Origin of the sequence: Arthrobacter sp., assembly GCF_048266065.1 — a bacterium.
In the GTDB taxonomy this organism is placed as follows: Bacteria; Actinomycetota; Actinomycetes; order Actinomycetales; family Micrococcaceae; genus Arthrobacter_H.
This window is the reverse complement of record NZ_JBLXAH010000002.1, coordinates 388,214-410,551: the sequence shown is the minus strand read 5'-3', so window position 1 is coordinate 410,551 and position 22,338 is coordinate 388,214. Positions and strand designations below refer to the sequence as shown.

Sequence of the window (22,338 nt, the reverse complement as noted above, 5' to 3'; positions counted from 1 at the left end):
GGGCAGCAGCCGCCCCCATGCCGGAGCGGCACCCTCCCGGCTATGATCGGGCAGTGGCCCGACTCTTCGCCGATCTCACCGTTGCGCGTCAGCCCCGCGTTCCGTCGGCTCTGGCTCGGGAACGCGCTGTCCGCCGTGGGCAGCCAACTGACCCTCATCGCCGTGAGCCTGGAGGTCTACCAGCTGACCTCCTCGAGTTTCCATGTCGGCCTGCTCGGGCTCTTCGCCCTGGTTCCCCTGGTGCTGACCGGCCTCTACGGAGGCGCGATCGCCGATGCGCATGACCGCCGCAAGGTGGCCTTGGGGTCCGCGATGGTGTTGTGGTGCACGACGGCGGCCATCGCCGCCCAGGCCTGGCTCCACGTCGACAACGTGTGGCTGCTCTATGCACTGATTGCCGTGCACTCCGGTGCGACGGGCATCAACCAGCCGACCCGCGGCGCCATCATCCCGGCCTGGTGGGGATCCGGCTGCTGCCGTCGGCGAACTCGCTGAACATGGTCACCTTCGGGATTGCGATGATGGTCGGGCCACTGCTCGGCGGTGTCCTGGTCGCGCAGGTCGGTTATGCGTGGACCTACACCATCGACGTCGTCACCTACCTGGCGGCGGTGGTCTCCGTCTACCTGTTGCCCCCGCTGCCACCGCAGGCCGTCGCCGGGCGGGTTTCCGCTCGGTCGTCGAGGCTTCGGCTTCCTGGCCGCCAGTCGAACCTGCGCATGACGTTCCTGATCGACCTGACGGCAATGATCCTCGCCGCACCGCGCGCTGCTGCCGGCCATTGGTGCAGTGCTGATCGGCGGCGGAGCCACCACCGTCGGGGTCCTGCTGGGCGCCACGGCCCTGGGGCGTTCCTCACCGGGCTGTTCTCCGCCGCTGGGATCCATCCATCGCCAGGGCGTGGCGGTGTACTGGTCAGGTCACCGCGTGGGGATCAGCATCGCGGCCTTCGGCGCCGTCGTCCTCGGCGCGGTCCGGGCGGGACCGGCCCCGCCGACGGCGGTGCATCGGTTTGGCTCTGGGCAGCAGCTGGCTGCATGGCCGCCGCCGGCATTTCGGACGCCATCAGTTCCGTCTTCCGCACCACGATCCTGCAGACGGCGACGCCGGACCACCTGCGGGGACGGCTGCAGGGGGTGTTCATCGTGGTCGTTGCCGGCGGACCCGCGTGGGGAGCTGTTTTCCGGAACGCTGGCCGGTGGAGTGGGCGAAGGGTGGACGCTGTTGGCCGGGGCCTGGCCTGCGTGATGGTCGCCGCCTTGCTGATGCGCCTGACCCCGGGTTCCTGCGCTACGACGCGCGGAACCCGGTGCCCTGAACTGCAGGGATGCGTGCCGCCGCCCTGCCGGCGCGGGTGTGATCCGCGGCGCATCCGGAACACCATGCACGTGCGGGACGTTATGCAGACAACCACCGATAACGACGGCGGGCCGGAGCACTACTAAGGAGCGAAACCCGGTGCACAACCATTTCAACGGTCTCAAGACGGCTGCCCTGCTCGGCGGCATGTTCGCCCTGCTGCTGGTCATCGGATCGCTGATCGCCTCCGGAACCGGAAACTCGGCCTTCATCTGGATCTTCGCGCTGATCGGCCTGGGCACGACGGCGTACGGCTACTGGAACAGCGACAAGATCGCCATCAGGTCCATGCAGGCCTACCCCGTCTCCGAACAGGAGCAGCCGGCCATGTACCGCATCGTCGGACAGCTCTCCTCAGCGCCGCCAGCCGATGCCGCGACTCTATGTCTCTCCGACGGCGGCCCCCAATGCCTTCGCCACCGGCCGGAATCCGCAAAACGCGGCAGTGTGCTGCACGGAGGGCATCCTGAACCTGCTGGACGAACGTGAACTGCGCGGCGTGCTGGGCCACGAGCTCATGCACGTCTACAACCGCGACATCCTGACCTCCTCGGTCGCCGCCGCCGTCGCCGGAGTGGTGACCTCGGTGGCCCAGTTCATGCTCTTCTTCGGCGGTGGGGATCGCCGCAACGCCAACCCTTGGCGATGATTGCCACCGCGCTGCTGGCCCGCTGGCGTCGTTGATCCAGATGGCCATCAGCCGCACACGCGAGTACGACGCAGATGAGGACGGTGCCACCCTGACCAACGACCCCTTGGCGTTGGCTTCGGCCCTGCGCAAACTGGAAACCGGCGTCCAACGGGCGCCGCTGCCGGAGGACCAGCGGCTGCTCAACACCTCCCACCTGATGATCGCCAACCCCTTCCTGGGCGGTGCGAAGAAGCTCTTCGCCACCCACCCGCCGATGGCCGACCGCATCGCCCGGCTCGAAAAGATGGCGGGCCGGCCCCTGGGCTGACCCCGGCCACACGTCGGCTGGGCAGGGCCGGTCCCTGGTGTTGCCACCCCTCGGGTGGAACACCTGGTGGACCGGCCCTTTTTCGTTTCCGAAAGCGACCGGGGTCCGGGCCATGACGCCCGCGGACATCCATTTGGTGATTGCGTCAGATCGGCGTAACCTCAGCAAGCAAGGTAAGCCTTGCTTACCTCCCCGTTTGGACCACCCGGAAGCCCACTGATGATCGCGAATTTCCTGATTGGCCTGCGTGAAGGACTTGAAGCCGTCCTCATAGTGGTCCTGCTCTTGGCCTATCTGCGCAAGACCAACCGCCAACACCTGGTCCCCCGGATCATGGTGGGCGTCGCCGTTGCCGTGGTTGTGTCCTTGGCATTCGGCGCGTTGCTGACCTTCGGGCCACGGGGTTTGACCTTCGAAGCACAGGAAGCCATCGGGGGATCGTTGTCGATCATCGCCGTCGGGTTCGTCACCTGGATGATCTTCTGGATGGCGCGCACCTCCCGGTCGCTGGCCAGCAACCTCCATCACCAGGTGGATGCCGCGGCCGACGGCAGCGCCTGGGTGCTGGTTGTCGTCGCCGCGCTGTCGGTCGGACGCGAAGGCCTGGAAACCGCGCTGTTCATCTGGGCCGCGGCACGGGCCACGGGGGAAACCTGGCAGCCCATCGTCGGTGCCGCCGCCGGGTTGGTCATCGCCGTCGTCGTGGGGACCCTGATCCACCGCGGCGCACTGCGCGTGAACCTCTCGGTCTTCTTCACCTGGACCGCCGCCGCACTGATCATCGTCGCCGCCGGAGTCCTGGCCTACGGAATCCACGACCTCCAGGAGGCCCGTTTCCTTCCCGGCCTGAACAACCTGGCCTTCGACGTTTCGGCCTCCATCCCACCGTCCAGCTGGTACGGCACACTGCTCAAGGGCATCTTCAACTTCTCCCCGGCAACCACCTGGCTCCAGGCCATTGCCTGGGTCGCGTACGTGGTCCCCGTGTCGTTCCTGTACGTCAGGGGCCTGCGCGGGCGTTCGCGTTCGACCGGCAGCGTGAAGACCGCCGCCCACGCCTGAACCGGCCCCATTCATCCAACGCTCCACCACCACCGAGGAACCCCCATGACCCGATACCGATCGCTGACCACCCTGGCGGCCCTGGCCGTGGCGTCGTTGGCTCTGGCCGGCTGCACCGACAATACGAATGCCGATGCGGCATCGGGCGGCGACGGCACCATCGCCGTCACGAGCACCGCAGACGCCTGCACCACCAGCACCGACAGCGCACCGGGGGGCGCGCTGAAGTTCTCGGTCAAGAACGAGGGCAACCAGGTCACCGAGTTCTACCTGCTCGCCGAAGACGGACTGCGCATCGTGGGCGAAGTGGAGAACATCGGCCCCGGGCTCAGCCGGGACCTCGTCGTCTCGGCTCCCGAGGGGAAGTACATCACCGCCTGCAAGCCCGGCATGGTCGGGGACGGAATCCGTGCGGACTTCACCGTCAGTGCGCCCCCTGCCGGCCAGTCGGTGAGTGCGGATCGTGCCGCCCTGCAGAAGACCGCCACCACCCAATACGCCAGCTATGTGAAGGACCAGACGGAACAGCTGGTTGCGGGGACCCGGGAATTCGCTGATGCGTTCTCCGCCGGCGACACAGCCCGCGCGAAGGAGCTGTATGCGAACGTGCGCATGCACTGGGAACGCATCGAGCCCGTGGCCGAGTCCTTTGGGGACCTCGATCCCCGCTTGGACCTGCGTGAAGCGGACCTGGAAAAGGGCCAGGAATGGACCGGATGGCACCGTGCCGAAAAGGACCTGTGGCCGCCGAAGACCGGTTACACGGCCATGACCACCGCCGAACGCACCAAGATCGCCGACCAGATGGTCGCCGACACGGATGACCTGAACACGCGCACCCGGGAACTCGGATACACGCCCGACAAGCTCGCCAACGGGGCCAAGGAACTGCTCGATGAGGTCGCGACCGGCAAGGTCACCGGCGAGGAGGAAGCCTGGTCCCATACCGACCTGTGGGATTTCCAAGCCAACGTCGACGGGGCCCGTATCGCCTACGAGGACCTCAAGCCTCTGCTGGCCGAAAACGACAAGGACCTCGACCAGAGCCTTGCCAAGAACTTCGCCGACGTGCAGTCGCTGCTGGACCAGTACAAGAAGGGCAACGGTTTCGCCTACTACACCGAGCTGACCCAGAGCCAGGTCAAGGAACTGGGCGCCGCGGTGGACGCGTTGGCCGAGCCGCTCTCGAAGCTGACCGCAGCGGTCGTCAACTAATGATGGAACCCCGGCATGACGGTGAAACGACCCCCGCGGGATCGACCCCGGCCCGCCAGCGGCTGAGCCGCAGGTCGCTGTTTGCCGCGGCCGGGATCGGCGGGGTGGTGGGCCTTGCCGCCGGCGCTGGAGGTGCCCAGGCACTGGAGCGGCGGGGCACGGAAAAGCCGGTCAACGACGTCGTGCCCTTCCGCGCCGAACACCAGGCAGGCATCGACACCGCGGCGCAGGACAGGATGCATACCGCCGCTTTCGACGTCACCGGCACGGACCGCGCATCGCTGATCTCGCTGCTGAAGGACTGGACGGAGGCCATCGAGCAGATGACCGCCGGCCAGCCGGTGGGAGGGCCCGACGGTGCCACCGGCGGGGTGTACGAGGCGCCGCCGGAGGACACGGGCGAGGCCCTGGGGCTCTCGGCCAGCCACCTGACGGTCACCGTCGGCTTCGGCAGGACACTGTTCACCCGGGACGGCAAGGACAGGTTCGGGATCGCCGACCGCCTGCCCGAGGCCCTCATCGAGCTGCCGCACTTCCCCGCCGACGCGTTGGAGGAGGCCCGCAGCGGTGGGGACCTGATCGTTCAGTCCTGCGCCGATGACCCGCAGGTCGCCGTCCATGCCATCCGCAACCTGGCCCGGATCGCGTTCGGGCGCGCCACGGTCAGGTGGAGCCAGATCGGGTTCGGGCGCACCTCGTCCACCACCCGCGACCAGGCCACCCCGCGCAACCTGTTCGGCTTCAAGGACGGAACCGCGAACATCAAGTCAGAGGACTCCGACGTGCTCGCCCAGCATGTCTGGGTTTCCGGTGCGACCGGCAGTGAATCGTGGATGAACGCCGGGACCTACATGGTCGTCCGCAGGATCCGGATGCACATCGAGACCTGGGACCGCACCTCATTGCGCGAACAGGAACAGGACATCGGGCGGACCAAGCGTGATGGTGCACCGCTGTCTGGCGGCAGCGAATTCACCGAACCCGATCTGGCCATGCGCGGCACCGCCGGACCACTGATTCCCGCCGATTCGCACGTCGCGCTGGCCCACCCGACCCGCAACAAGGGGGTCCAGATGCTCCGCCGGGGCTTCAACTACACGGACGGATCCGATGGGCTGGGCCGGCTGGATGCCGGGCTGTTCTTCATCGCGTTCGTCGTGGACCCCCGCACGCACTATGTGCCCATGCAGACGGCGATGGCCAAGCACGATCTGCTCGCCGAATACCTCAGGCACACCGGCTCCGGATTGTTCGCCGTACCACCGGGCCTGCCCGGCTCCGGCGGGTACCTGGGCCAGGCCCTCTTCGAGGCCTGAGTCCGCCGACCCATGCCGGGAAGCCACTGCCGGACGCGAGAACGCCGCGCCCCCGAGGGGAGCGCGGCGTTCCGGCATCCGAGGATCGGCCGATCAGCGCATGTTCACGAACTGCAGGTCCGCTTCGTCGAACTTGCGCAGCAGCTCCATGGTGGCCTGCAGGTCATCGCGTGACTTGGAGGAAACACGCAACTCGTCGCCCTGGATCGTGGACTTCACTCCCTTGGGGGCCTCATCCCGGATGAGCTTGTTGATCTTCTTCGCCACGTCCTGCGCGATGCCTTCCTTGATGGAGGCCTCGATGCGGTACTCCTTGCCGGAGGCGAACGGCTCGCCGGCGTCCAGGGACTTCAGGGAGATATTGCGCTTGACCAGCTTGGACTGGAAGATGTCCAGGACCGCTTTCACGCGTTCCTCCGAGTTGGCCTTCATCAGGATCTTGTCGCCGCTGAAGTCGATTTCGGCGCCAACTCCCTTGAAGTCGTACCGCTGGGCGACTTCCTTCTGGGCCTGGTTCAAGGCGTTCGAGACTTCCTGGCTGTCGACCTTGCTCACGACGTCGAATGTGGATTCGCTGGCCATGGGTCCTCCTCGGTAGGTTGCTGTTTGCCCATCAGCCTATCTGTCCCACCGCGCGCCGGCACGTCAGGGGTCCCGGGGACGGCGCCCGGGGCCAACCGGCGGGACCGGCAAACCGCCGATTCGATTCCTGGCCAAAACTTCGGTAAAGTTTCTACTCGTTCCACGCGGAACGTTCGGCAGATTACCCGAGCGGCCAAAGGGGGCTGACTGTAAATCAGCTGGCATTGCCTTCACTGGTTCGAATCCAGTATCTGCCACATCCGGTCCCGGCCAGGACCGACAAGAACCCCGGACCCACCAGTCCGGGGTTCTTGCTTGCCCACAGGGCCCCGATTGCGACCGCGGCACCGGCATTCAGGCGGCCAGGTCGTTGCCGATCTGGCGGACATACACGTCCCACAGGATCAGGTGCGCGTCCCGCGACGCCGACATGACGGCGTCGTAATGGGCCCACTGCCAGGCGGTCGCCCCATTGGAATCCGGGGGAGCAGGAGGGCAATCGCCGGGAGTCCGCCACCCGCCCTCGGACCAGATGGCCTGGATCTGGCCCGCACTCGTGGCCGCGGAGGAAACATCGTCCAGCGGATGGGGCAGCCGCATGCGGCGTTGGATGCGAGGTGCCTCGCCCACGGCAAACAGCTCCGAGGCGGACACTTCCATCACGTGCGGCAACAGGCGTTGGTAGGCGTCCGCCAGGTCCAGGCTCATCCGGATGGATTCGCGCAGGAGCTCGCCCTCGATGACGAACAACAACGTGCAGCGCGGCATGGTGGTCCTCCTTGGAGCCATCGGTGGTGCATGGCCCGAGCGTAGGCCCGCGCCGGCCCCGGGGAACAGGCCCCACCGCAACCTGTGGATATCGCCGGAAGCCGCTGGCCGCAGGAGACAGAGGACCGGTGGGGCGGCTACCGTGGGGGCATGGCTACCATCGACATCACCGAAGACCAGTTCCAGCAGACCATCGAAGGCAACGACATCGTCTTCGTCGATTTCTGGGCCTCCTGGTGCGGCCCGTGCCGGCAGTTTGCCCCCGTCTTCTCCGCGGCATCGGAAAAGCACGAGGACATTGCCTTTGCCAAGGTCGACACCGAGGCGGAGCAGGGCCTGGCGGCGGCCGCGGGAATCACCTCCATTCCCACCCTGATGGCCTTCCGCGACCGCGTTCTGGTGTTCTCACAGCCCGGTGCCATCGGTGCCGCGCAATTCGATGACCTCATCGAGGCGGTCAAGGGCATCGACATGCAGGAAGTGCACGCACAGCTGTCCGAGCAGTCAGCGGGCCAGTAGGCACATCGCCCGACTGCCCCGGGAGGGGTACCCCGGGACAAACCGGCTGGTATGTTGTGGATCACCTACTTGGGCTACAGCAGTGAAAGGTGCCGTCGATGACCCCGTCAGAGCCTCCAGCCAGCAGCGATTCATACACCCACGGGGGCACGGAACCCGCGGTCCTGCTGGAGACCATCGGGACGAACTTCCGGAACACCGCCGCCCGTTTTCCGCACAGTGAGGCCCTCATCGAGGCGTCGACGGGCCGTGCCTGGACCTACGCCGAGATGGAGCAGGTCACCGACGAGTTGGCCAGGGCACTGATCGGTGCCGGGATCACACCCGGCGAACGGGTGGGGGTCTGGAGCCCGAACTGCGCCGAGTGGACCTTCCTGCAGTACGCCACCGCCAAGGCCGGGATCATCCTGGTCAACGTGAACCCGGCTTACCGCCTCGAGGAGCTCTCCTTCGTCGCCGCCCAATGCGGCATGCGGGCCCTGGCGGTGGCCCCCTCCGACACGCAAAGCGACTTCACGGCCATGGCGCGGACCGTTGCCGCCCAGGACAACGACCTGCGCGAGCTGATCCACCTGCCGGCCGCCGGGGGACCGGTGGCCGAGGCGGCCGGGGAGCCGGCGGATGGGATCCGCGAATTCGACTGGGCCACCCTGCTGGAACTGGCCTCCGATGTGCCACCATCCAAGCTGGCCGAGGTGATGGAATCGCTGGACCCCCACGACGCCATCAACCTGCAGTACACCTCTGGCACCACGGGATTCCCCAAGGGTGCCACGCTGAGCCACCACAACATCCTGAACAACGGCTTCCACATCGCCGAGATGCTTTCCTACACCGAACGGGACCGCGTGGTGCTGCCCGTGCCGTTCTTCCACTGCTTCGGGATGGTCATCGGCAACCTTGCGGCGCTCTCCCACGGGGCGGCGACCATCCTGCCGGGACGCTCGTTCAAACCCGCCGATACCCTCCAAGCGGTGCAGGAGCACCGCGGCACCAGCCTGTACGGGGTGCCCACGATGTTCATCGCCGAGCTGGCCCTGCCCGACTTCGGCGACTACGACCTCTCCACCCTGCGCACCGGGGTGATGGCCGGATCGACCTGCCCGGTGGAGGTGATGGAGCGGGTGATCTCCGAAATGAACATGGGCGAGGTGGCCATCTGCTACGGCATGACCGAAACCTCACCCGTGTCGACCATGACCAGGACCGACGACTCCCTCGAGCGCCGCACCCAGACGGTGGGCCGGACCATGCCCCAGCTGGAATCCAAGATCGTGGACCCCGTCAGCGGCGACATCGTGGCCCGCGGTGCCACCGGGGAGCTGTGCACGCGCGGATACGCGGTGATGAAGGGGTACTGGAACGAGCCCGACAAGACGGCAGCCGCCATCGACGCCGACGGGTGGATGCACACCGGCGACCTGGCCTCGATGGACGCGGACGGCTACGTCCGGGTCGAGGGCCGGATCAAGGACCTGATCATCCGCGGTGGGGAAAACGTCTCGCCGCGGGAGATCGAGGAGTTCCTCTACCGCCACCCCGACATCCAGGACGTGCAGGTCATCGGTGTCCCCGACGAGAAGTACGGCGAGGAGATCATGGCGTGCATCATCCTCACCGAGGGCGCCGCCGCGATGACCCTGGAGACCGTGAGGGAATTCTGCACCGGCCGGATCGCCCACTACAAGATCCCCCGCTACGTGCAGATCCGCACCAGCTTCCCGATGACGATTTCCGGCAAGATCCGCAAGGTCGAGATGCGTGAGGAAGCCGCCCGGCTGGTCGAGGGCAACTGACCCTGCCAATCACCGCCCGCGGTGGTCCAGCGGCGCCAGCCGCGGGCCGAAGGCCGGTTTGCGGAACCCGGTGAGGCCCAGCAGCCGAACCACGCGTTGGCGGTGCCCGGCATAGGGGGCCAACAGCTCGAGCATGCCCGCGTCGTCGGTGGCGCGGCCGGTGAGCGCATGGCCGATGTAGGACGCCAGATGGAAGTCCCCGACGGACACGGCATCCGGGTGGCCGTGCGTGCGCTGCAGGGTTTCCGCAGCGGTCCACGGGCCGATCCCGGGGATCGACTGGAGCTTGCGTCCGGGATCCTCGCCCAGGGCCAACGCCCCGAGGCGGTTGATGCCGGAGGCCGCCTCGGCGGCACGCAGGATGGTACGACGGCGGGAGTCATCCACGCGTGCACCGTGCCAGTCCCAGCCGCCAATGCGCCGCAGCCGGTGCGGGCCCGGGGCAATGGCCATCCGCGCCGGTGCCGGCCCGGGGGCGGGTTCGCCAAACCGGGAGGCCAGATACCGCCAGGCATGACGGGCCTCGATCGTGGTCACCTTCTGCTCGAGGACGACCGGGACCAGCGCGTCGAAGACCCTCCCCGTGGAGGGCAAGCGGAGCCCCGGATGCCGCCGTCGTGCCTCGGCGATCCACCCGGGCAGCAGGGCCCGCGGACCGGCGTCGAACCCCGACCAGTCGTCTCCGGCACCCAGGAGGGCGGGACCCGTGGCGATCGCCGATGCGGCCCCCGGGCCCCAGGCCCGCAAGCGGATGACGGGGCCAGCGGCCGGGTGGTCGGCTGCTTCCGCGGCCGGTGGCAGGTCGGCGGTGGCCAGCAGCGTGGCCGGGCCGTCCGCCGTGGCAAAGCACAGCCACGCCCGGTCGGCCCCGACCCGGGTGCAGGGGTCATGGGTGCCGCGCTGCAGCACGCCCAGGGTCGAACGCAGCTCGAACCCCGGCGGCGCGGACCAGGAGCCCTCGGCATCCGGGGCGTCCACGGGCCCGGTGGGCACCAGCAGGTCTGCACCCGCCAGGGAGGCGCGGCGCGTGGAGGAGGTCATCCCCCGATGATCCCACCTGGCACCGACACCGTGCACACCCGGGCGCCACCGACGATGACCTGAGGTTGCGCCAGACCGGGACCAGCCGGTTCCGCGGCGGTAGAGTCGACCCCATGAAATACGCTGAATCCGTCCTGGAGCTCATCGGCAACACCCCGCTGGTGAAGCTCACGAAGGTCACCGAAGGCATCCGGGCCACCATCCTCGTCAAGCTCGAATACCTCAACCCCGGCGGGTCCATCAAGGACCGCATCGCGTTGAGGATGATCGAGGAGGCCGAGAAGTCAGGGGACCTGCAGCCCGGGGGAACCGTCGTGGAGCCGACGTCGGGCAACACCGGGGTGGGCCTGGCCCTGGTGGCCCAGGCCAAGGGGTACAAGACCATCTTCGTGACCCCGGACAAGGTCGGCGAGGAAAAGCGCGACGTGCTGCGCGCCTACGGTGCCGAGGTCGTGGTCACGGCGACGTCGGTTGCCCCCGATTCCCCCGACTCCTACTACGGGGTCTCGGACCGGCTGGTCCGCGAGATCCCCGGCGCCTACAAGCCCGACCAGTTCAACAACCCGGCGGCCCCGGACAGCCACTACGGCTCCACCGGCCCGGAGATCTGGACCGACACGGACGGCCGGCTGACCCATGTGGTCATCGGCGCCGGCACCGGAGGGACCATCACGGGGACCGGCCGGTACCTCAAGGACGTCTCGGCCGACCGCGCCTCGGGGCCGGTGAAGGTCATCGGCGCGGACCCCGACGGTTCCGTCTACTCCGGCGGCACCGGGCGCCCGTACTTCGTCGAGGGCGTGGGCGAGGACATGTGGCCGGGCAACTACGACCCCTCGGTCCCCGATGAGGTCATCGCCGTCACCGACGCCGAATCGTTCGCCATGACGCGCCGGCTCGCCCGCGAGGAGGGCCTGCTGGTCGGCGGGTCCTCCGGCATGGCGGTGGTCGCCGCGCTGCGCGCCGCCCAGGACCTGGGCGAGGACGACGTCGTCGTCGTCATCCTGCCCGACGGCGGCCGGGGCTACCTGGCCAAGATCTTCAACGACCCCTGGATGAAGGCCAACGGCTTCCTGCCCGACGGGGAGTCCGGCACCGTCGCCGACGTGCTGGCCGCAAAGCCCGCCGGGCTGCCGGAGCTGGTCCACACGCATCCGGGCGAATCGGTGCGCGAGGTCATCGACATCATGAACGAATACGGGGTCTCCGCGCTCCCGGTGCTCTCCGCCGAGCCGCCGGTGCGCCTGGGCGAGGTCGTCGGCGCCGTCGACGAACGCACCCTGGCCTCCAGCCTGTTCGCCGGGCAGGCCAGCCCCACCGACACCGTGGAGGACCACGTCGGGGAGGCGCTGCCGCTGATCGGCGCCCAGGAGTCCATCGCCGCGGCGCGCACCAAATTGCAGCACGCCGACGCCCTGCTGGTCACCCGCGACGGCGCCCCCGTCGGCGTGCTGACCCGTCACGACCTGCTGAACCACCTCACCCACTGACACCGACGCGCACCACCACCGACGCACCACCCAGCGAAAGGCAGACCCCATGAGCACCCCGGGAAACGGCTTCAACACCCGCGCCATCCACGCCGGACAGGCCTTCGAACCGAACACCGGCGCCGTCGTGCCGCCCGTGCACTTCTCCACCACCTACGCCCAGGACGGGATCGGCGGGTTGCGCAACGGCTACGAATACGGCCGCGGCACCAACCCGACCCGCGACTCGCTGCAGGAACAGCTCGCAGCGGTGGAAAACGGCACCCACGCCTTCACCTTTGCCTCCGGCCTGGCCGCCGAGGACTCGCTGATCCGCGCGCTGATGCGCCCGGGCGAGAACATCGTGCTCGGCAACGACGCCTACGGTGGCACCTACCGCCTCATCTCGCGGATCTTCGGCGACTGGGGCATCGGCAACACCCCGGTGGACATGGCCGACCCGGACGCGCTCGCCGCCGCGATCGCAGCGCAGCAGACCCGCCTGGTCTGGCTGGAGACCCCCTCGAACCCGATGATGAAGATCACCGACATCGCCGCCGTCGCGCAGGCAACGCACGACGCCGGTGCCCTCCTGGTCGTGGACAACACCTTCGCCACCCCCTACCTCCAGCAACCGCTGGACCTGGGGGCGGACATCGTGGTCCACTCCACCACCAAGTACATCGGCGGGCACTCGGACGTCGTCGGCGGCGCAGTCATCGTCAAGGACGCCGGGCTGGCGGAGAAGATCGGGTTCCTGCAATTCGCCGCCGGCGCCGTCAACGGGCCCATGGACGCGTTCCTGACCACCCGCGGGCTGAAGACCCTGGGCGTGCGCATGGACCGGCACTCCGAGAACGCCCAGCAGGTGGCCGAGTGGTTGCAGCGCCGCCCCGAGGTGGAGAAGGTCCTCTACCCGGGCCTGCCCGACCACCCGGGACACGACCTGGCGAAGCGCCAGATGAAGCGCTTCGGCGGCATGGTCTCCGTCCAGTTCACCGGCGGCGAGGCGGCGGCCCGCACCATCGCCGAATCCACCCGGGTCTTCACCCTGGCCGAATCCCTCGGCGGCATCGAGTCGCTGATGAACTACCCCTCGGAGATGACGCACGCCTCGGTGAAGGGCACCGAGCTGGCCGTCCCCGAGAACCTGCTGCGCCTGTCCTGCGGCATCGAGGACGCCGCGGACCTGATCGCGGACCTGGACCAGGCCTTCACCCAGCTGTAGGCGACACCCCGGGGCCACCCGGCAGCACGACGAAGGACCCCGGTCCGCGCCCCGGCAAGCGCGGATCGGGGTCCTTCCTCGATGTGGTGGCTACAGGCCCAAGGTGGCGAACTTGGCGGCCCTCCGCTGCCGCCGTTCCCCGGAGGGCACCGCGGCGGCGACGGAGAGCTCGTACTCGATGGCCACGGCCAGGTCGGCGCAGAACCCCCGCGGATCCACCGCCGCCTCGCGCTCCTCCGGGACGATGTGGTCCACCAGCCCGATCCGGTGCAGCGACGCCACGTTGACCCCCTGTTCGGCGGCCAGCTGCGGGGCGTGGGCGGCATCCCGGTACACGATGGCGCTGGCTCCCTCGGGCGGCAGCGGGGACAGCCAGGCGTTCTCCGCGGCGAGCACCCGGTCGGCGGGCAGCAGGGCCAACGCGCCGCCGCCGGAGCCCTGGCCCAGCAGCACGGCGACGCTGGGCGCCGCCAACCCGATGAGGCTGTTCAGCGAGCGGGCGATCTCCCCGGCCAATCCGCCCTCCTCGGCCTCGGGGGAGAGGTCTGCACCTGCGGTGTCGATCACTGTCAGCAACGGCAGCTGCAGTTCCTCGGCCAGTTGCATGCCCCGGCGTGCCTCGCGCAGCGAACCGGGCCCCATCTCGCGGCCGCCATGGCGGGGCCGCTGGTGGCCCAAAACGATGCACGACTGGGTGCCGAACCGGGCCAGGGCCAACCCCAGGCCCGGATCGTTCTCGCCCTGGCCGGTGCCGTTCAGGGGCAGGGCGTCATCCGCCCCGGCGGCCAGCAGCCACCGCAGGTCGGGGCGGCGGGGGTGCCGGGAGATCCCGATGGACTCCCAGGCATCCCGCGTCCCGGGAACCGCGTCCACGCTGGCCGGAACCGCAAGGTTTCCCGCCGGTTGGGTGGGCAGCAGGATCCGCAGGGCACGGTCGATGATGTCCGGGAGGTCCTGAGGGGGTACCACCGCGTCGATGAGCCCACAGCGGTAGAGGTTCTCGGCGGTCTGGACCCCCTCCGGGAAGGGGCGGTCGTACAGGATCTCGTAGACCCGCGGGCCCAGGAAGCCGAGCAGGGCCCCGGGTTCGGCGACTGTCATGTGCCCCAGCGAACCCCAGGAGGCCATCACCCCTCCGGTGGTCGGGTGGCGCAGGTACACCAGGTACGGCAGGCCCTTTTCCTTGTGCCGTCGCACCGCATCGGTGATCGCCACCATCGACAGGAACGCCAGCGTGCCCTCCTGCATGCGGGTGCCGCCGGAGGCGGGGCCGGCCAGCAGGGGCAGCCCCTCGGCGGTGGCCCGCTCGATGGCCTCGGTGATCCTTTGGGCGGCGGCGCGGCCGATCGAACCGGCCAGGAAGGTGAACTCGGAGACGATGACGGCCACCCGGCGGCCGCGGATCCTGCCCTCCCCGGTGAGCACCGACTCGTCGTGGCCGCTCTTGTCGCGGGCGGCCTCGAGTTCCGCCGAGTACTTGATCCCGGCCGGTGGCTGTTCGGCGGGGGCGTCCCAGCTGCGGAACGAGTCCTCGTCCAGGACGATGTTCAGCAGGGCGGTGGCCGTCAACCGCCGCGACGTCGTCGAGGCCATGCTCAGGCCCCGGTTCCCGTGCTGCTGCCGTGGCCGGCCGCCAGCCAGGACCTGATGGAGGCTGCGTCGGCGTCGAGCCCAGGTGGGGCGGTGTGCGCGGTGCGGGTGCGCTCCTCGGCGGTGGCGGCGTCGAAGAAGCGCAGCGGCGGGCCGGGCAGGGTGATGTTGCCGAGCACCGGATGCTCCACCTCCAGCAGCAGTCCCTGGGATTTGACCTGGTCCCAGGCGTAGACCTCGTCCAGCGTGCGGACCTTGCCGGCGGGCACCCCCGCCTCGTTGAGCTTGTCCAGCAAGGAGGCGGGATCGTAGGCGCTGAAGGCATCCTCGATGACGCCGATGAGCTTGTCCCGGTGCGCGACGCGGTCGGCGTTGGTGGCGAAATCGGGATCGGTGGCATCGATGCCGAAGGCGTCGGTCAGCGCCCTCCAGAGCTTGTCGCTGCCCACGCTGATCTGCACGTTGCCACCCCGGCAGGCGAACAGCCCGTACGGGGCGATCGAGGGGTGGTGGTTTCCCTGGGCGCGGGGGACTTCCCCGGCGACGGTGGCGCGGGTGCCCTGGAACGCGTGGACGCCGACCACTGAGGCCAGCAGCGAGGTGCGCACCACCTGGCCGCGTCCCGTCCTTTCGCGTTCGAGCAGGGCGGCCAGCACGCCATACGCCCCGTACATGCCGGAGAGCAGGTCGGAGATGGGCACGCCGACGCGCTGCGGGTCATCGGGTCCGGAGCCGGTCAACGACATCAGGCCGGCCTCGCCCTGGACGATCTGGTCGTAGCCGCTGCGGGTGGCCTCGGGACCGTCGTGGCCGAACCCGGTGATGGAGAGGATGACCAGCCGGGGGTTGATCCGCTGCAGCTCCTCCATCGAGAAGCCCAGCCGGTCCAGGACCCCGGTCCTGAAGTTCTCCAGCAGTGCATCGGAGCGTTCGATGAGCGAGGTGAGCGTGGCACGCCCGTCATCGGACTTCAGGTCCAGGGCGATGGATTCCTTGTTGCGGTTGCACGAGAGGTAGTAGGTGGCCTGCCGGTCATCCTCGGGCCCCACGAAGGGCGGGCCCCAGCTGCGGGTGTCGTCACCGGTGCCGGGGGTCTCCACCTTGATGACGCGTGCGCCCAGGTCGCCGAGCATCATGCCGGCGTGCGGGCCGGCCAGTGCGCGGGTCAGGTCCAGGACGGTGTAGCCGGTCAGGGGACCGGTGGAGCCGGACGGGGCCGGGGTCGATGCAGTCGTGGGGTTCACGAGGGCTCCTTTCGGGGCGGGGTAGAACGGGGGGAACAGGCCCGGGAGCGCCCGCAGGTGGGCGCTCCCGGGCAGCGAATCGTGGCGGCGGGTCAGAGCCAGCCGGGCACGACGAGCGTCAGCCAGGCCAGGACCGGTCCGACGACGACCACGATGCCGCCATACGCCAGGATCTGCTTGTAGAACCTGTCGGCGTCGATGCCCTCGGGGGCGTTGGCCAGCACCAGTGCGCCGTTGGTGGAGAAGGGCGAGACATCCACGATCGTGGAGGCGATCGCCAGGGCGCACACCACGCCGACGGCACTGACGGCACCCGAATCCAGGAACGGGATGGCCAACGGGATCAAGGCGGCCAGGATCGCCGTGGAGGAGGCGAAGGCCGAGACGACGGCACCGATGTAGCAGATCATCAACGCGGCCAGCAGTGGCATGCCCATCTGGGCGACGCCATCGGAGACGTAGGTGATGGTGCCCGCCTCCTCCAGCACGCCGACGAAGGTCAGCATGCCGCAGATCAGCAGCACGGTGGACCAGCTGATCTTGTTCACTGCGCCCTTCTGCGCCTGCGGGGAGACCAGGGCCAGGACGACGGCGATGGTGATGGAGACGAATCCGACGTCGACGCCGAAGCCCAGGGCGACGACGGCCAGGACGATCAGGCCGATGATCGTGGCGACCTGCGGGAAGGTGACCCGGCTGGCCACGGCGCTGGAGGGGCCGTCGCCTGCGGGATCGCGGGGGCCGTAGGTGCCGCTGCCGGCGCCCTTGTAGTCGACGCCGGCGGCACGGGAACCCACGGAGGCACCCATGCGGGCCTCGGAGACGGTTTCGGCGAAGTGCGCCACACGGCTCCCGGCCAGTGCTTTGCCGCCCAGGACGAAGAAGAGCACGACGGCGATGACCGTGTTGAAGATGAAGGAGCTCAGGAACAGTGCTGTGGGGCTGAAATCGAAGCCGGTGTCGGCGATGAGCCCGTTGACGATCACGCCGTAGACGGCGATGGGGGAGAAGCCGCCGGCCTGGGCGCCGTGGACGATGAGCATGCCCATCATCAGCGGGTTGATCTTGTACTTCGCGGCGAAGCCCAGGCCGATGGGGGCCATGATCGCCACGGCTGCAGGGCCCAGGGCGCCGACCGCGGTGATGACCGCGGTGATCGCGAACATCACCCACGGGATCAGGGCGATCCGGTTGTCCACGAGCTTCACCGCCTTGCGGATCAACAGGTCGATGGTCCCGTTCCCCTGGGCGATGGCGAACAGGTACGTCACCCCGACCAGGGTGAGGAACAGCCCGCCCGGGAACTGGGCGAGGATGTCCTTGGTGTCCATCCCCAGGAAGAGCGCGCCGAGGACGAAGGCGCCGACGAAGGCGAGCGCACCCATGTTGATGGGCAGGACCGTGGCCAGCAGGAACATCACCGCCAACACGATGATGGAAAGTATCGGAGCAGACATGTGGGGGTTCCTCCAGGAGTCGATGCGATGGGCGATGTGTGTTGTGTGTCACTCTCAGTGGCCTAGCCTCCTAGACCCTCTGTCACTTTGTCAATAGGATGACGTGTGTAGGCTGGGGGGAACGAAGGGCAGGTGCATGATGCGGGACGCAGGAAAGACGATGTTGGGCAAGGTGGCGCGTCCGCGGCTCTATGAACAGCTGATGGAGCAGATCCTCGGCTATGTCGAGGCCGAGCAGCTCGGTCCCGGGGACCGGCTTCCAGCCGAACGCGATCTGGCCGACCAGCTTGGCGTCTCGCGGGCCACCCTCGCCCAGGCGCTCGTGGCCCTCGAGGTCCTGGGCGTCATCGACGTCCAGCATGGCACCGGCGCCGTGTTGGTCTACCGGCCCAGCATGGCCACCCTGCTGCGCAAGCTCCGCGACCACCAGAACCGCCTGCCGGAAATCGTCGAGGCGCGCAGCACCCTGGAGGTCAAGCTGGCGGCCCTGGCCGCGGAACGGCGGACGGATGAGGACCTGGCGGCGATCGACGCGGCCTTGGACGAGATGGCCGCCGAAATCGCTGCGGGGGACCGCGGGGTCCACGGCGACGAGCTCTTCCACCAGGCCATCACGGCGGCGGCCCACTCGGCGGTGCTGGCCCAGATGATGGGATTCATCGGCGAGATGATCCTGGAGACCCGCATCGAATCCCTCGGCCAGCCGGGGCGTCCCGAGGTCTCGCTGGCGGCGCACCGCGGCATCACCGAGGCCATCCGTGCCGGGGATCCCGACGCCGCGGCCGCGGCCATGGGCCGGCACATCGACGTCGTCTCCGACGTCCCCCTGCTGCGCTAGGCGACCGGCAGCTTGCGGTCCACGACGACCGGAACCCGGGTTTCGGCGTCGTACTCCATGACCTGGCGGCCGCCGATGAACACGCGCAGCGCGCGCTGCATGACGTCGAGGGGATCGCCTGACCACAACACCAGGTCCGCGTCCTTGCCCGGTTCGATGGACCCGATGCGGTCGGCGAGCCCGAGCACGCGGGCGGGGTTGATGGTGATCGAGCGCAGGGCGGCCACCGGGTCCAGCCCCTCCTTGATGGCCAGGGTGCACTGGTGGACCAGGAAATTGATCGGGATGACCGGGTGGTCGGTGATGATGGAGATCTCCACCCCGGCGTCGTGCAGCTTGCCCGGGTTGGCCAGCGAGCGGCCGCGCAACTCGACCTTGGACTTGGTGGTGAACAGCGGCCCGATCAGCACCGGGATGTTGCGTTCGGCGATGACGTCGGCGATCACGTGCGCCTCGGTGCCGTGGTCCAGGACCAGGTCGTAGCTGAACTCCTCGGCCAGGCGCAGGGCGGTGGCGACGTCGTCGGTGCGGTGGCAGTGCTGGCGCCAGGGGATCTCGCGGCGCAGCACCATCGCCAACGCCTCCATCTTCGGGTCGATGGCCTCCGGGTCGGCCTTGGCCATGTAGTTCCTGGCCTCGATGAAGGCCTCGCGGATGACCATCGCGGTGCCCAGGCGGGTGGACGGGGTCTGCTTCTTTTCGCCGTAGACCCGCTTGGGGTTCTCGCCCAGGGCCGACTTCAGGCCGCTGGGGGAGCGCAGCACCATCTCGTCGATGTAGCGCCCGTGGGTGTGGATGGCGACGGCGAGGCCGCCCACCGGATTGCCCGACCCCGGATTGACGTTGACCGTGGTCACGCCCCCGGCCAGGGCCTCGTCGAAGCCGGGATCGAACGGGTCCACGGCGTCGATCGCCCGGACTGCGGCCATGATGGGGTTGGTCATCTCGTTCACGTCGGCGGTCGAGCCGACCTCGCCCTCGGGGTGCATGCCCAGGTGCACGTGCGCATCGACGAAACCGGGCAGCAGCCACTGGCCCCCGCCGTCGAGGACCTCGGCGCCATCGGGCACCTGGAGGTCCGGCCCGCAGGCCTCGATCCTGCCGTCGCGGATGACGACTGAGCCGTCGAAGGGCTCGGACTCGATGGGGACGACGTGGACGTTGGTGATGGCCAGCAGACTCATGGTGGGAGCCCTTTCGGAAGATCCAATGGGTTCTCCGAGCCTATCGCCGTCCGGTGACCCATCCCACATCGGGCGGGGCGCAGGCCTTGCCTAGCGCCGCGGAAGCCCCTTCACCCTGCGGCGCTCCGCCTGGCGGGCCGCACGTGCCGCCCGCGCCTGCTCCTTGAAGTAGGCCAGGCTCGGGGGCAGCCACAGCAGCACGACGCCGATGAGCAGCGTCGCGCCCAGGATCCCCAGGCGCGGTCCGCGCAACACCAGGGGGACACCGCCGATCAGCCCCATGGTCGTCAACCAGGCCCGGCCGGCCAGCTGGCCGCGCAGCAGCCGCCAGGCGCCGTACCCCACGCCCACCGCCAGCAGGGCCAGCAGCAGCGCCAGGGCGATCAGCCCGGACCGGCTGCCGCCGGCGAGCAGCCGGGAATTGCCCCACGAGGCGATGCCGAAACCGAGCAGGGCCAGGGCCACTACGGCCCACGAGATGACGGCCACGCGCAGGGTGACGGGAAGCTTTTTCACAGCAGCCAGCCTACCGGGTGTGCCCAACCGCACAGGCCCGCGCATCGTCGTCGTGCCCGCTCCTCCTGTAGACTGGAACCTCACCGATATCCGGCTTCCCTCGCATCCTGCCCAATTCTTGAGGCAGGAGCTCATCGTGTGTGAGTCCGCAGCGTGCGGGCAGTTTCTTCATAGGGGAGCGGCCGGACTGGTGTTTGAGTCCGAATGTGCCGCGGATCCCGCCTCTTGATGAGTGCCGGGCGCTCCGCCCCTATGAACGAGGTAATTCACTATGTCTTCCGACATGTCCACCAACGCGCCCGAAACCGCCGCCGAAGAGAACCCGGTCAAGTTCACCGACCTGGGCATCGACCCCCGGGTCCTGGCCGCCGTCGAGGACCTCGGCTACGAGAAGCCGTCCCCGATCCAGGCAGCCACCATCCCGCTGCTGCTCGAGGGCCGCGACGTCGTGGGCCTGGCCCAGACCGGCACCGGCAAGACCGCTGCCTTCGCGATCCCTGCCCTGTCCAAGATGGCCGAACTGGCGGACCTGCACGGCACCGCCCACCACACGCAGGTCCTGGTGCTCGCCCCGACCCGCGAGCTCGCACTCCAGGTCGCCGAGGCCTTCACCTCCTACGCCAAGCACATGGGCGACTTCACCGTCCTGCCCGTCTACGGCGGCTCCCCGTACGGCCCGCAGCTTTCCGGGCTGCGCCGTGGCGCGCAGGTCGTCGTCGGCACCCCCGGCCGCGTCATCGACCACATCAACAAGGGCTCGCTGGACCTGTCCAACCTGCAGTACGTCGTGCTCGACGAGGCCGACGAGATGCTGCGCATGGGCTTCGCCGAAGAGGTCGACAAGATCCTCGAGGCCACCCCGGAGGAGAAGCAGGTCGCCCTCTTCTCCGCCACGATGCCCGGCTCCATCCGCCGCATCTCCAAGCAGTACCTGCGCAACCCGCAGGAGGTGTCGGTGAAGTCCTCCACCACCACCGGCAAGAACACGCGCCAGCGCTACGTCCAGGTCATGGGGGCCCACAAGCTCGACGCCATGACCCGCATCCTCGAATCCGAGGAGCACGACGGCGTCATCGCGTTCGTGCGGACCAAGATGGCCACCGAGGACCTCGCCGAGAAGCTGAAGGCGCGCGGGTTCACCGCGGCGGCCATCAACGGCGACATCCCGCAGCAGCAGCGCGAGCGCACCGTGGAGAACCTGCGCAGCGGCAAGATCGACATCCTGGTTGCCACCGACGTCGCGGCCCGCGGCCTCGACGTGGAGCGCATCAGCCACGTCATCAACTTCGACATCCCCCACGACACCGAGTCCTACGTCCACCGCATCGGCCGCACCGGCCGCGCCGGACGCAGCGGCGATGCGATCCTGTTCATCACCCCGCGCGAGAAGTACCTGCTGCGCGCCATCGAGAAGGCCACCCGCCAGCCGGTCGAGGCCATGAACCTGCCCAGCGTGGACATCGTCAACGACAAGCGCCTGGAGAAGTTCGCCGGCCAGATCTCCGAGACCCTGGCGGCGGAGGACCTGACGGTCTTCCGCAACCTGGTCGAGAAGTTCGAGGCCGAGCACGACGTGACGGCAGTGGAGATCGCCGCAGCACTGGCACACATGGCCCAGGGCGGCCGACCGCTGCTGATGGAGGAACTGCCCACCCCGCCGGCCAAGCAGGCCCGCATGTCCAAGGGGGCCAAGGACGGCTTCGGCTCCCGCGGCCCCTCGCGCGCCCTGACCGAGGGAAATGCCACCTACCGCATCGCCGTCGGCCGCCGCCAGCGCGTCATGCCCGGCTCCATCGTCGGTGCCCTCGCGAACGAGGGCGGCTTCAACTCCGGCCAGATCGGCGGCATCGACATCCGCGCCGACCACACCCTGGTGGAACTGCCCGCCGAACTCTCCAAGGACCAGTGGAGCGCCCTGTCCCGCACCCGGATCGGTGGCGAACTGATCCGCTTGGAACTGGACACCGGCCGTGCCCCGCGCCGCGAGCGCGAAGGCGGCGGCCAGGGTGGCTACCGCAAGGACCGCGGCAGCTTCGATGGCAACCGCGGCGGGGACCGCGGCGATCGTGGCGGTTACCGCGGCGACCGGGGTGACCGGGGCGGCTTCGGCGGCTCGCGCAAGCCGCGTACCTCCTCGCGCAACTTCGAGGGCGGGCGCGGGCGGAGCTTCTAGCACCCCTGGGCCCCCCTCGCGG

The 22,338-nt window shown here is 68.9% G+C and carries 17 protein-coding genes, 1 tRNA gene and 2 pseudogenes; 12 read left to right on the top strand and 8 right to left on the bottom strand.

Annotated elements, in window-relative coordinates:
- The first annotated feature begins 42 nt into the window (after window positions 1-42).
- From ACN0TP_RS05040 to efeB, 5 genes and pseudogenes are all read left to right on the top strand, one after another.
- A pseudogene (locus tag ACN0TP_RS05040) lies at window positions 43-1,445 on the top strand (MFS transporter).
- Window positions 1,446-1,458: 13 nt separating this feature from the next.
- Window positions 1,459-2,318, top strand: a pseudogene (gene htpX / locus ACN0TP_RS05035) (zinc metalloprotease HtpX).
- A gap of 219 nt (window positions 2,319-2,537) precedes the next feature.
- Window positions 2,538-3,380, top strand: coding sequence for an iron uptake transporter permease EfeU (gene efeU, locus ACN0TP_RS05030; RefSeq protein ID WP_417217340.1), 843 nt, complete (start codon window positions 2,538-2,540; stop codon window positions 3,378-3,380).
- A 45-nt stretch (window positions 3,381-3,425) separates the two neighbouring features.
- Complete coding sequence (efeO, locus tag ACN0TP_RS05025; protein ID WP_417217339.1) at window positions 3,426-4,595, top strand: iron uptake system protein EfeO; 1,170 nt, start codon at window positions 3,426-3,428, stop codon at window positions 4,593-4,595.
- A gap of 2 nt (window positions 4,596-4,597) precedes the next feature.
- Window positions 4,598-5,911, top strand: a complete 1,314-nt coding sequence (gene efeB, locus ACN0TP_RS05020; protein ID WP_417217504.1) for an iron uptake transporter deferrochelatase/peroxidase subunit — start codon at window positions 4,598-4,600, stop codon at window positions 5,909-5,911.
- 93 nt (window positions 5,912-6,004) lie between these two features.
- Here the strand turns inward: efeB and ACN0TP_RS05015 are convergent, their stop codons facing one another.
- Complete coding sequence (locus tag ACN0TP_RS05015; RefSeq protein ID WP_417217337.1) at window positions 6,005-6,493, bottom strand: YajQ family cyclic di-GMP-binding protein; 489 nt, start codon at window positions 6,491-6,493, stop codon at window positions 6,005-6,007.
- Window positions 6,494-6,668: 175 nt separating this feature from the next.
- On the opposite strand from ACN0TP_RS05015, the gene ACN0TP_RS05010 reads away from it, so the two are divergent.
- A tRNA-Tyr gene (locus ACN0TP_RS05010) sits at window positions 6,669-6,750 on the top strand.
- Window positions 6,751-6,847: 97 nt separating this feature from the next.
- Here ACN0TP_RS05010 and ACN0TP_RS05005 read toward each other — a convergent pair.
- The gene (locus ACN0TP_RS05005; protein ID WP_417217335.1) at window positions 6,848-7,261 is read right to left on the bottom strand and encodes a hypothetical protein; all 414 of its coding nucleotides are present in this window, start codon (window positions 7,259-7,261) and stop codon (window positions 6,848-6,850) included.
- Window positions 7,262-7,411: 150 nt separating this feature from the next.
- Between ACN0TP_RS05005 and ACN0TP_RS05000 the strand changes: the two genes are divergently transcribed.
- Window positions 7,412-7,780 (top strand): thioredoxin family protein, encoded by a 369-nt coding sequence (locus tag ACN0TP_RS05000; protein ID WP_417217333.1) that lies wholly within the window; start codon window positions 7,412-7,414, stop codon window positions 7,778-7,780.
- Window positions 7,781-7,878: 98 nt separating this feature from the next.
- Window positions 7,879-9,576 (top strand): AMP-binding protein, encoded by a 1,698-nt coding sequence (locus ACN0TP_RS04995; protein WP_417217331.1) that lies wholly within the window; start codon window positions 7,879-7,881, stop codon window positions 9,574-9,576.
- A gap of 9 nt (window positions 9,577-9,585) precedes the next feature.
- On the opposite strand, the gene ACN0TP_RS04990 is transcribed toward ACN0TP_RS04995, so the two are convergent.
- Window positions 9,586-10,617, bottom strand: a complete 1,032-nt coding sequence (locus tag ACN0TP_RS04990; RefSeq protein WP_417217329.1) for a DNA-3-methyladenine glycosylase family protein — start codon at window positions 10,615-10,617, stop codon at window positions 9,586-9,588.
- A gap of 113 nt (window positions 10,618-10,730) precedes the next feature.
- On the opposite strand from ACN0TP_RS04990, the gene ACN0TP_RS04985 reads away from it, so the two are divergent.
- Window positions 10,731-12,107: a cystathionine beta-synthase gene (locus tag ACN0TP_RS04985; RefSeq protein WP_417217327.1), complete on the top strand. Its 1,377-nt coding sequence runs from the start codon at window positions 10,731-10,733 to the stop codon at window positions 12,105-12,107.
- A 49-nt stretch (window positions 12,108-12,156) separates the two neighbouring features.
- Window positions 12,157-13,314 (top strand): cystathionine gamma-synthase, encoded by a 1,158-nt coding sequence (locus ACN0TP_RS04980; protein WP_417217326.1) that lies wholly within the window; start codon window positions 12,157-12,159, stop codon window positions 13,312-13,314.
- Between the two features lie 90 nt (window positions 13,315-13,404).
- On the opposite strand, the gene ACN0TP_RS04975 is transcribed toward ACN0TP_RS04980, so the two are convergent.
- From ACN0TP_RS04975 to ACN0TP_RS04965, 3 genes are all read right to left on the bottom strand, one after another.
- Entirely contained in the window at window positions 13,405-14,907 is a 1,503-nt protein-coding gene (locus ACN0TP_RS04975; RefSeq protein WP_417217324.1) for a carboxyl transferase domain-containing protein, read from the bottom strand.
- A 2-nt stretch (window positions 14,908-14,909) separates the two neighbouring features.
- Entirely contained in the window at window positions 14,910-16,148 is a 1,239-nt protein-coding gene (locus ACN0TP_RS04970) for a CaiB/BaiF CoA transferase family protein (protein ID WP_417217323.1), read from the bottom strand.
- A gap of 92 nt (window positions 16,149-16,240) precedes the next feature.
- Window positions 16,241-17,605 (bottom strand): SLC13 family permease, encoded by a 1,365-nt coding sequence (locus ACN0TP_RS04965; RefSeq protein WP_417217321.1) that lies wholly within the window; start codon window positions 17,603-17,605, stop codon window positions 16,241-16,243.
- Window positions 17,606-17,744: 139 nt separating this feature from the next.
- On the opposite strand from ACN0TP_RS04965, the gene ACN0TP_RS04960 reads away from it, so the two are divergent.
- Window positions 17,745-18,443 (top strand): FadR/GntR family transcriptional regulator, encoded by a 699-nt coding sequence (locus ACN0TP_RS04960; protein ID WP_417217502.1) that lies wholly within the window; start codon window positions 17,745-17,747, stop codon window positions 18,441-18,443.
- On the opposite strand, the gene ACN0TP_RS04955 is transcribed toward ACN0TP_RS04960, so the two are convergent.
- Together ACN0TP_RS04955 and ACN0TP_RS04950 are read right to left on the bottom strand one after the other, a co-directional pair.
- Window positions 18,440-19,627 (bottom strand): amidohydrolase, encoded by a 1,188-nt coding sequence (locus ACN0TP_RS04955; RefSeq protein ID WP_417217319.1) that lies wholly within the window; start codon window positions 19,625-19,627, stop codon window positions 18,440-18,442. The genes ACN0TP_RS04960 and ACN0TP_RS04955 overlap by 4 nt on opposite strands.
- Before the next feature lie 90 nt (window positions 19,628-19,717).
- Window positions 19,718-20,143, bottom strand: a complete 426-nt coding sequence (locus tag ACN0TP_RS04950) for a hypothetical protein (protein WP_417217317.1) — start codon at window positions 20,141-20,143, stop codon at window positions 19,718-19,720.
- 271 nt (window positions 20,144-20,414) lie between these two features.
- Here ACN0TP_RS04950 and ACN0TP_RS04945 point away from each other — a divergent pair, with 271 nt between their 5' ends.
- Window positions 20,415-22,316 (top strand): DEAD/DEAH box helicase, encoded by a 1,902-nt coding sequence (locus tag ACN0TP_RS04945; RefSeq protein ID WP_417217315.1) that lies wholly within the window; start codon window positions 20,415-20,417, stop codon window positions 22,314-22,316.
- Window positions 22,317-22,338 lie beyond the last annotated feature (22 nt).

Coding starts and splice junctions, on each gene's coding strand:
- ACN0TP_RS04975 (WP_417217324.1), bottom strand. CDS start 14,907: ATGGCCTCGACGACGTCGCGGCGGTTGACGGCCACCGCCCTGCTGAAC.
- ACN0TP_RS04945 (WP_417217315.1), top strand. CDS start 20,415: ATGTCTTCCGACATGTCCACCAACGCGCCCGAAACCGCCGCCGAAGAG.
- efeO (WP_417217339.1), top strand. CDS start 3,426: ATGACCCGATACCGATCGCTGACCACCCTGGCGGCCCTGGCCGTGGCG.
- ACN0TP_RS04990 (WP_417217329.1), bottom strand. CDS start 10,617: ATGACCTCCTCCACGCGCCGCGCCTCCCTGGCGGGTGCAGACCTGCTG.
- ACN0TP_RS05000 (WP_417217333.1), top strand. CDS start 7,412: ATGGCTACCATCGACATCACCGAAGACCAGTTCCAGCAGACCATCGAA.
- efeU (WP_417217340.1), top strand. CDS start 2,538: ATGATCGCGAATTTCCTGATTGGCCTGCGTGAAGGACTTGAAGCCGTC.
- ACN0TP_RS04965 (WP_417217321.1), bottom strand. CDS start 17,605: ATGTCTGCTCCGATACTTTCCATCATCGTGTTGGCGGTGATGTTCCTG.
- ACN0TP_RS04960 (WP_417217502.1), top strand. CDS start 17,745: ATGCGGGACGCAGGAAAGACGATGTTGGGCAAGGTGGCGCGTCCGCGG.
- ACN0TP_RS04980 (WP_417217326.1), top strand. CDS start 12,157: ATGAGCACCCCGGGAAACGGCTTCAACACCCGCGCCATCCACGCCGGA.
- efeB (WP_417217504.1), top strand. CDS start 4,598: ATGGAACCCCGGCATGACGGTGAAACGACCCCCGCGGGATCGACCCCG.
- ACN0TP_RS04955 (WP_417217319.1), bottom strand. CDS start 19,627: ATGAGTCTGCTGGCCATCACCAACGTCCACGTCGTCCCCATCGAGTCC.
- ACN0TP_RS04995 (WP_417217331.1), top strand. CDS start 7,879: ATGACCCCGTCAGAGCCTCCAGCCAGCAGCGATTCATACACCCACGGG.
- ACN0TP_RS05005 (WP_417217335.1), bottom strand. CDS start 7,261: ATGCCGCGCTGCACGTTGTTGTTCGTCATCGAGGGCGAGCTCCTGCGC.
- ACN0TP_RS05015 (WP_417217337.1), bottom strand. CDS start 6,493: ATGGCCAGCGAATCCACATTCGACGTCGTGAGCAAGGTCGACAGCCAG.
- ACN0TP_RS04985 (WP_417217327.1), top strand. CDS start 10,731: ATGAAATACGCTGAATCCGTCCTGGAGCTCATCGGCAACACCCCGCTG.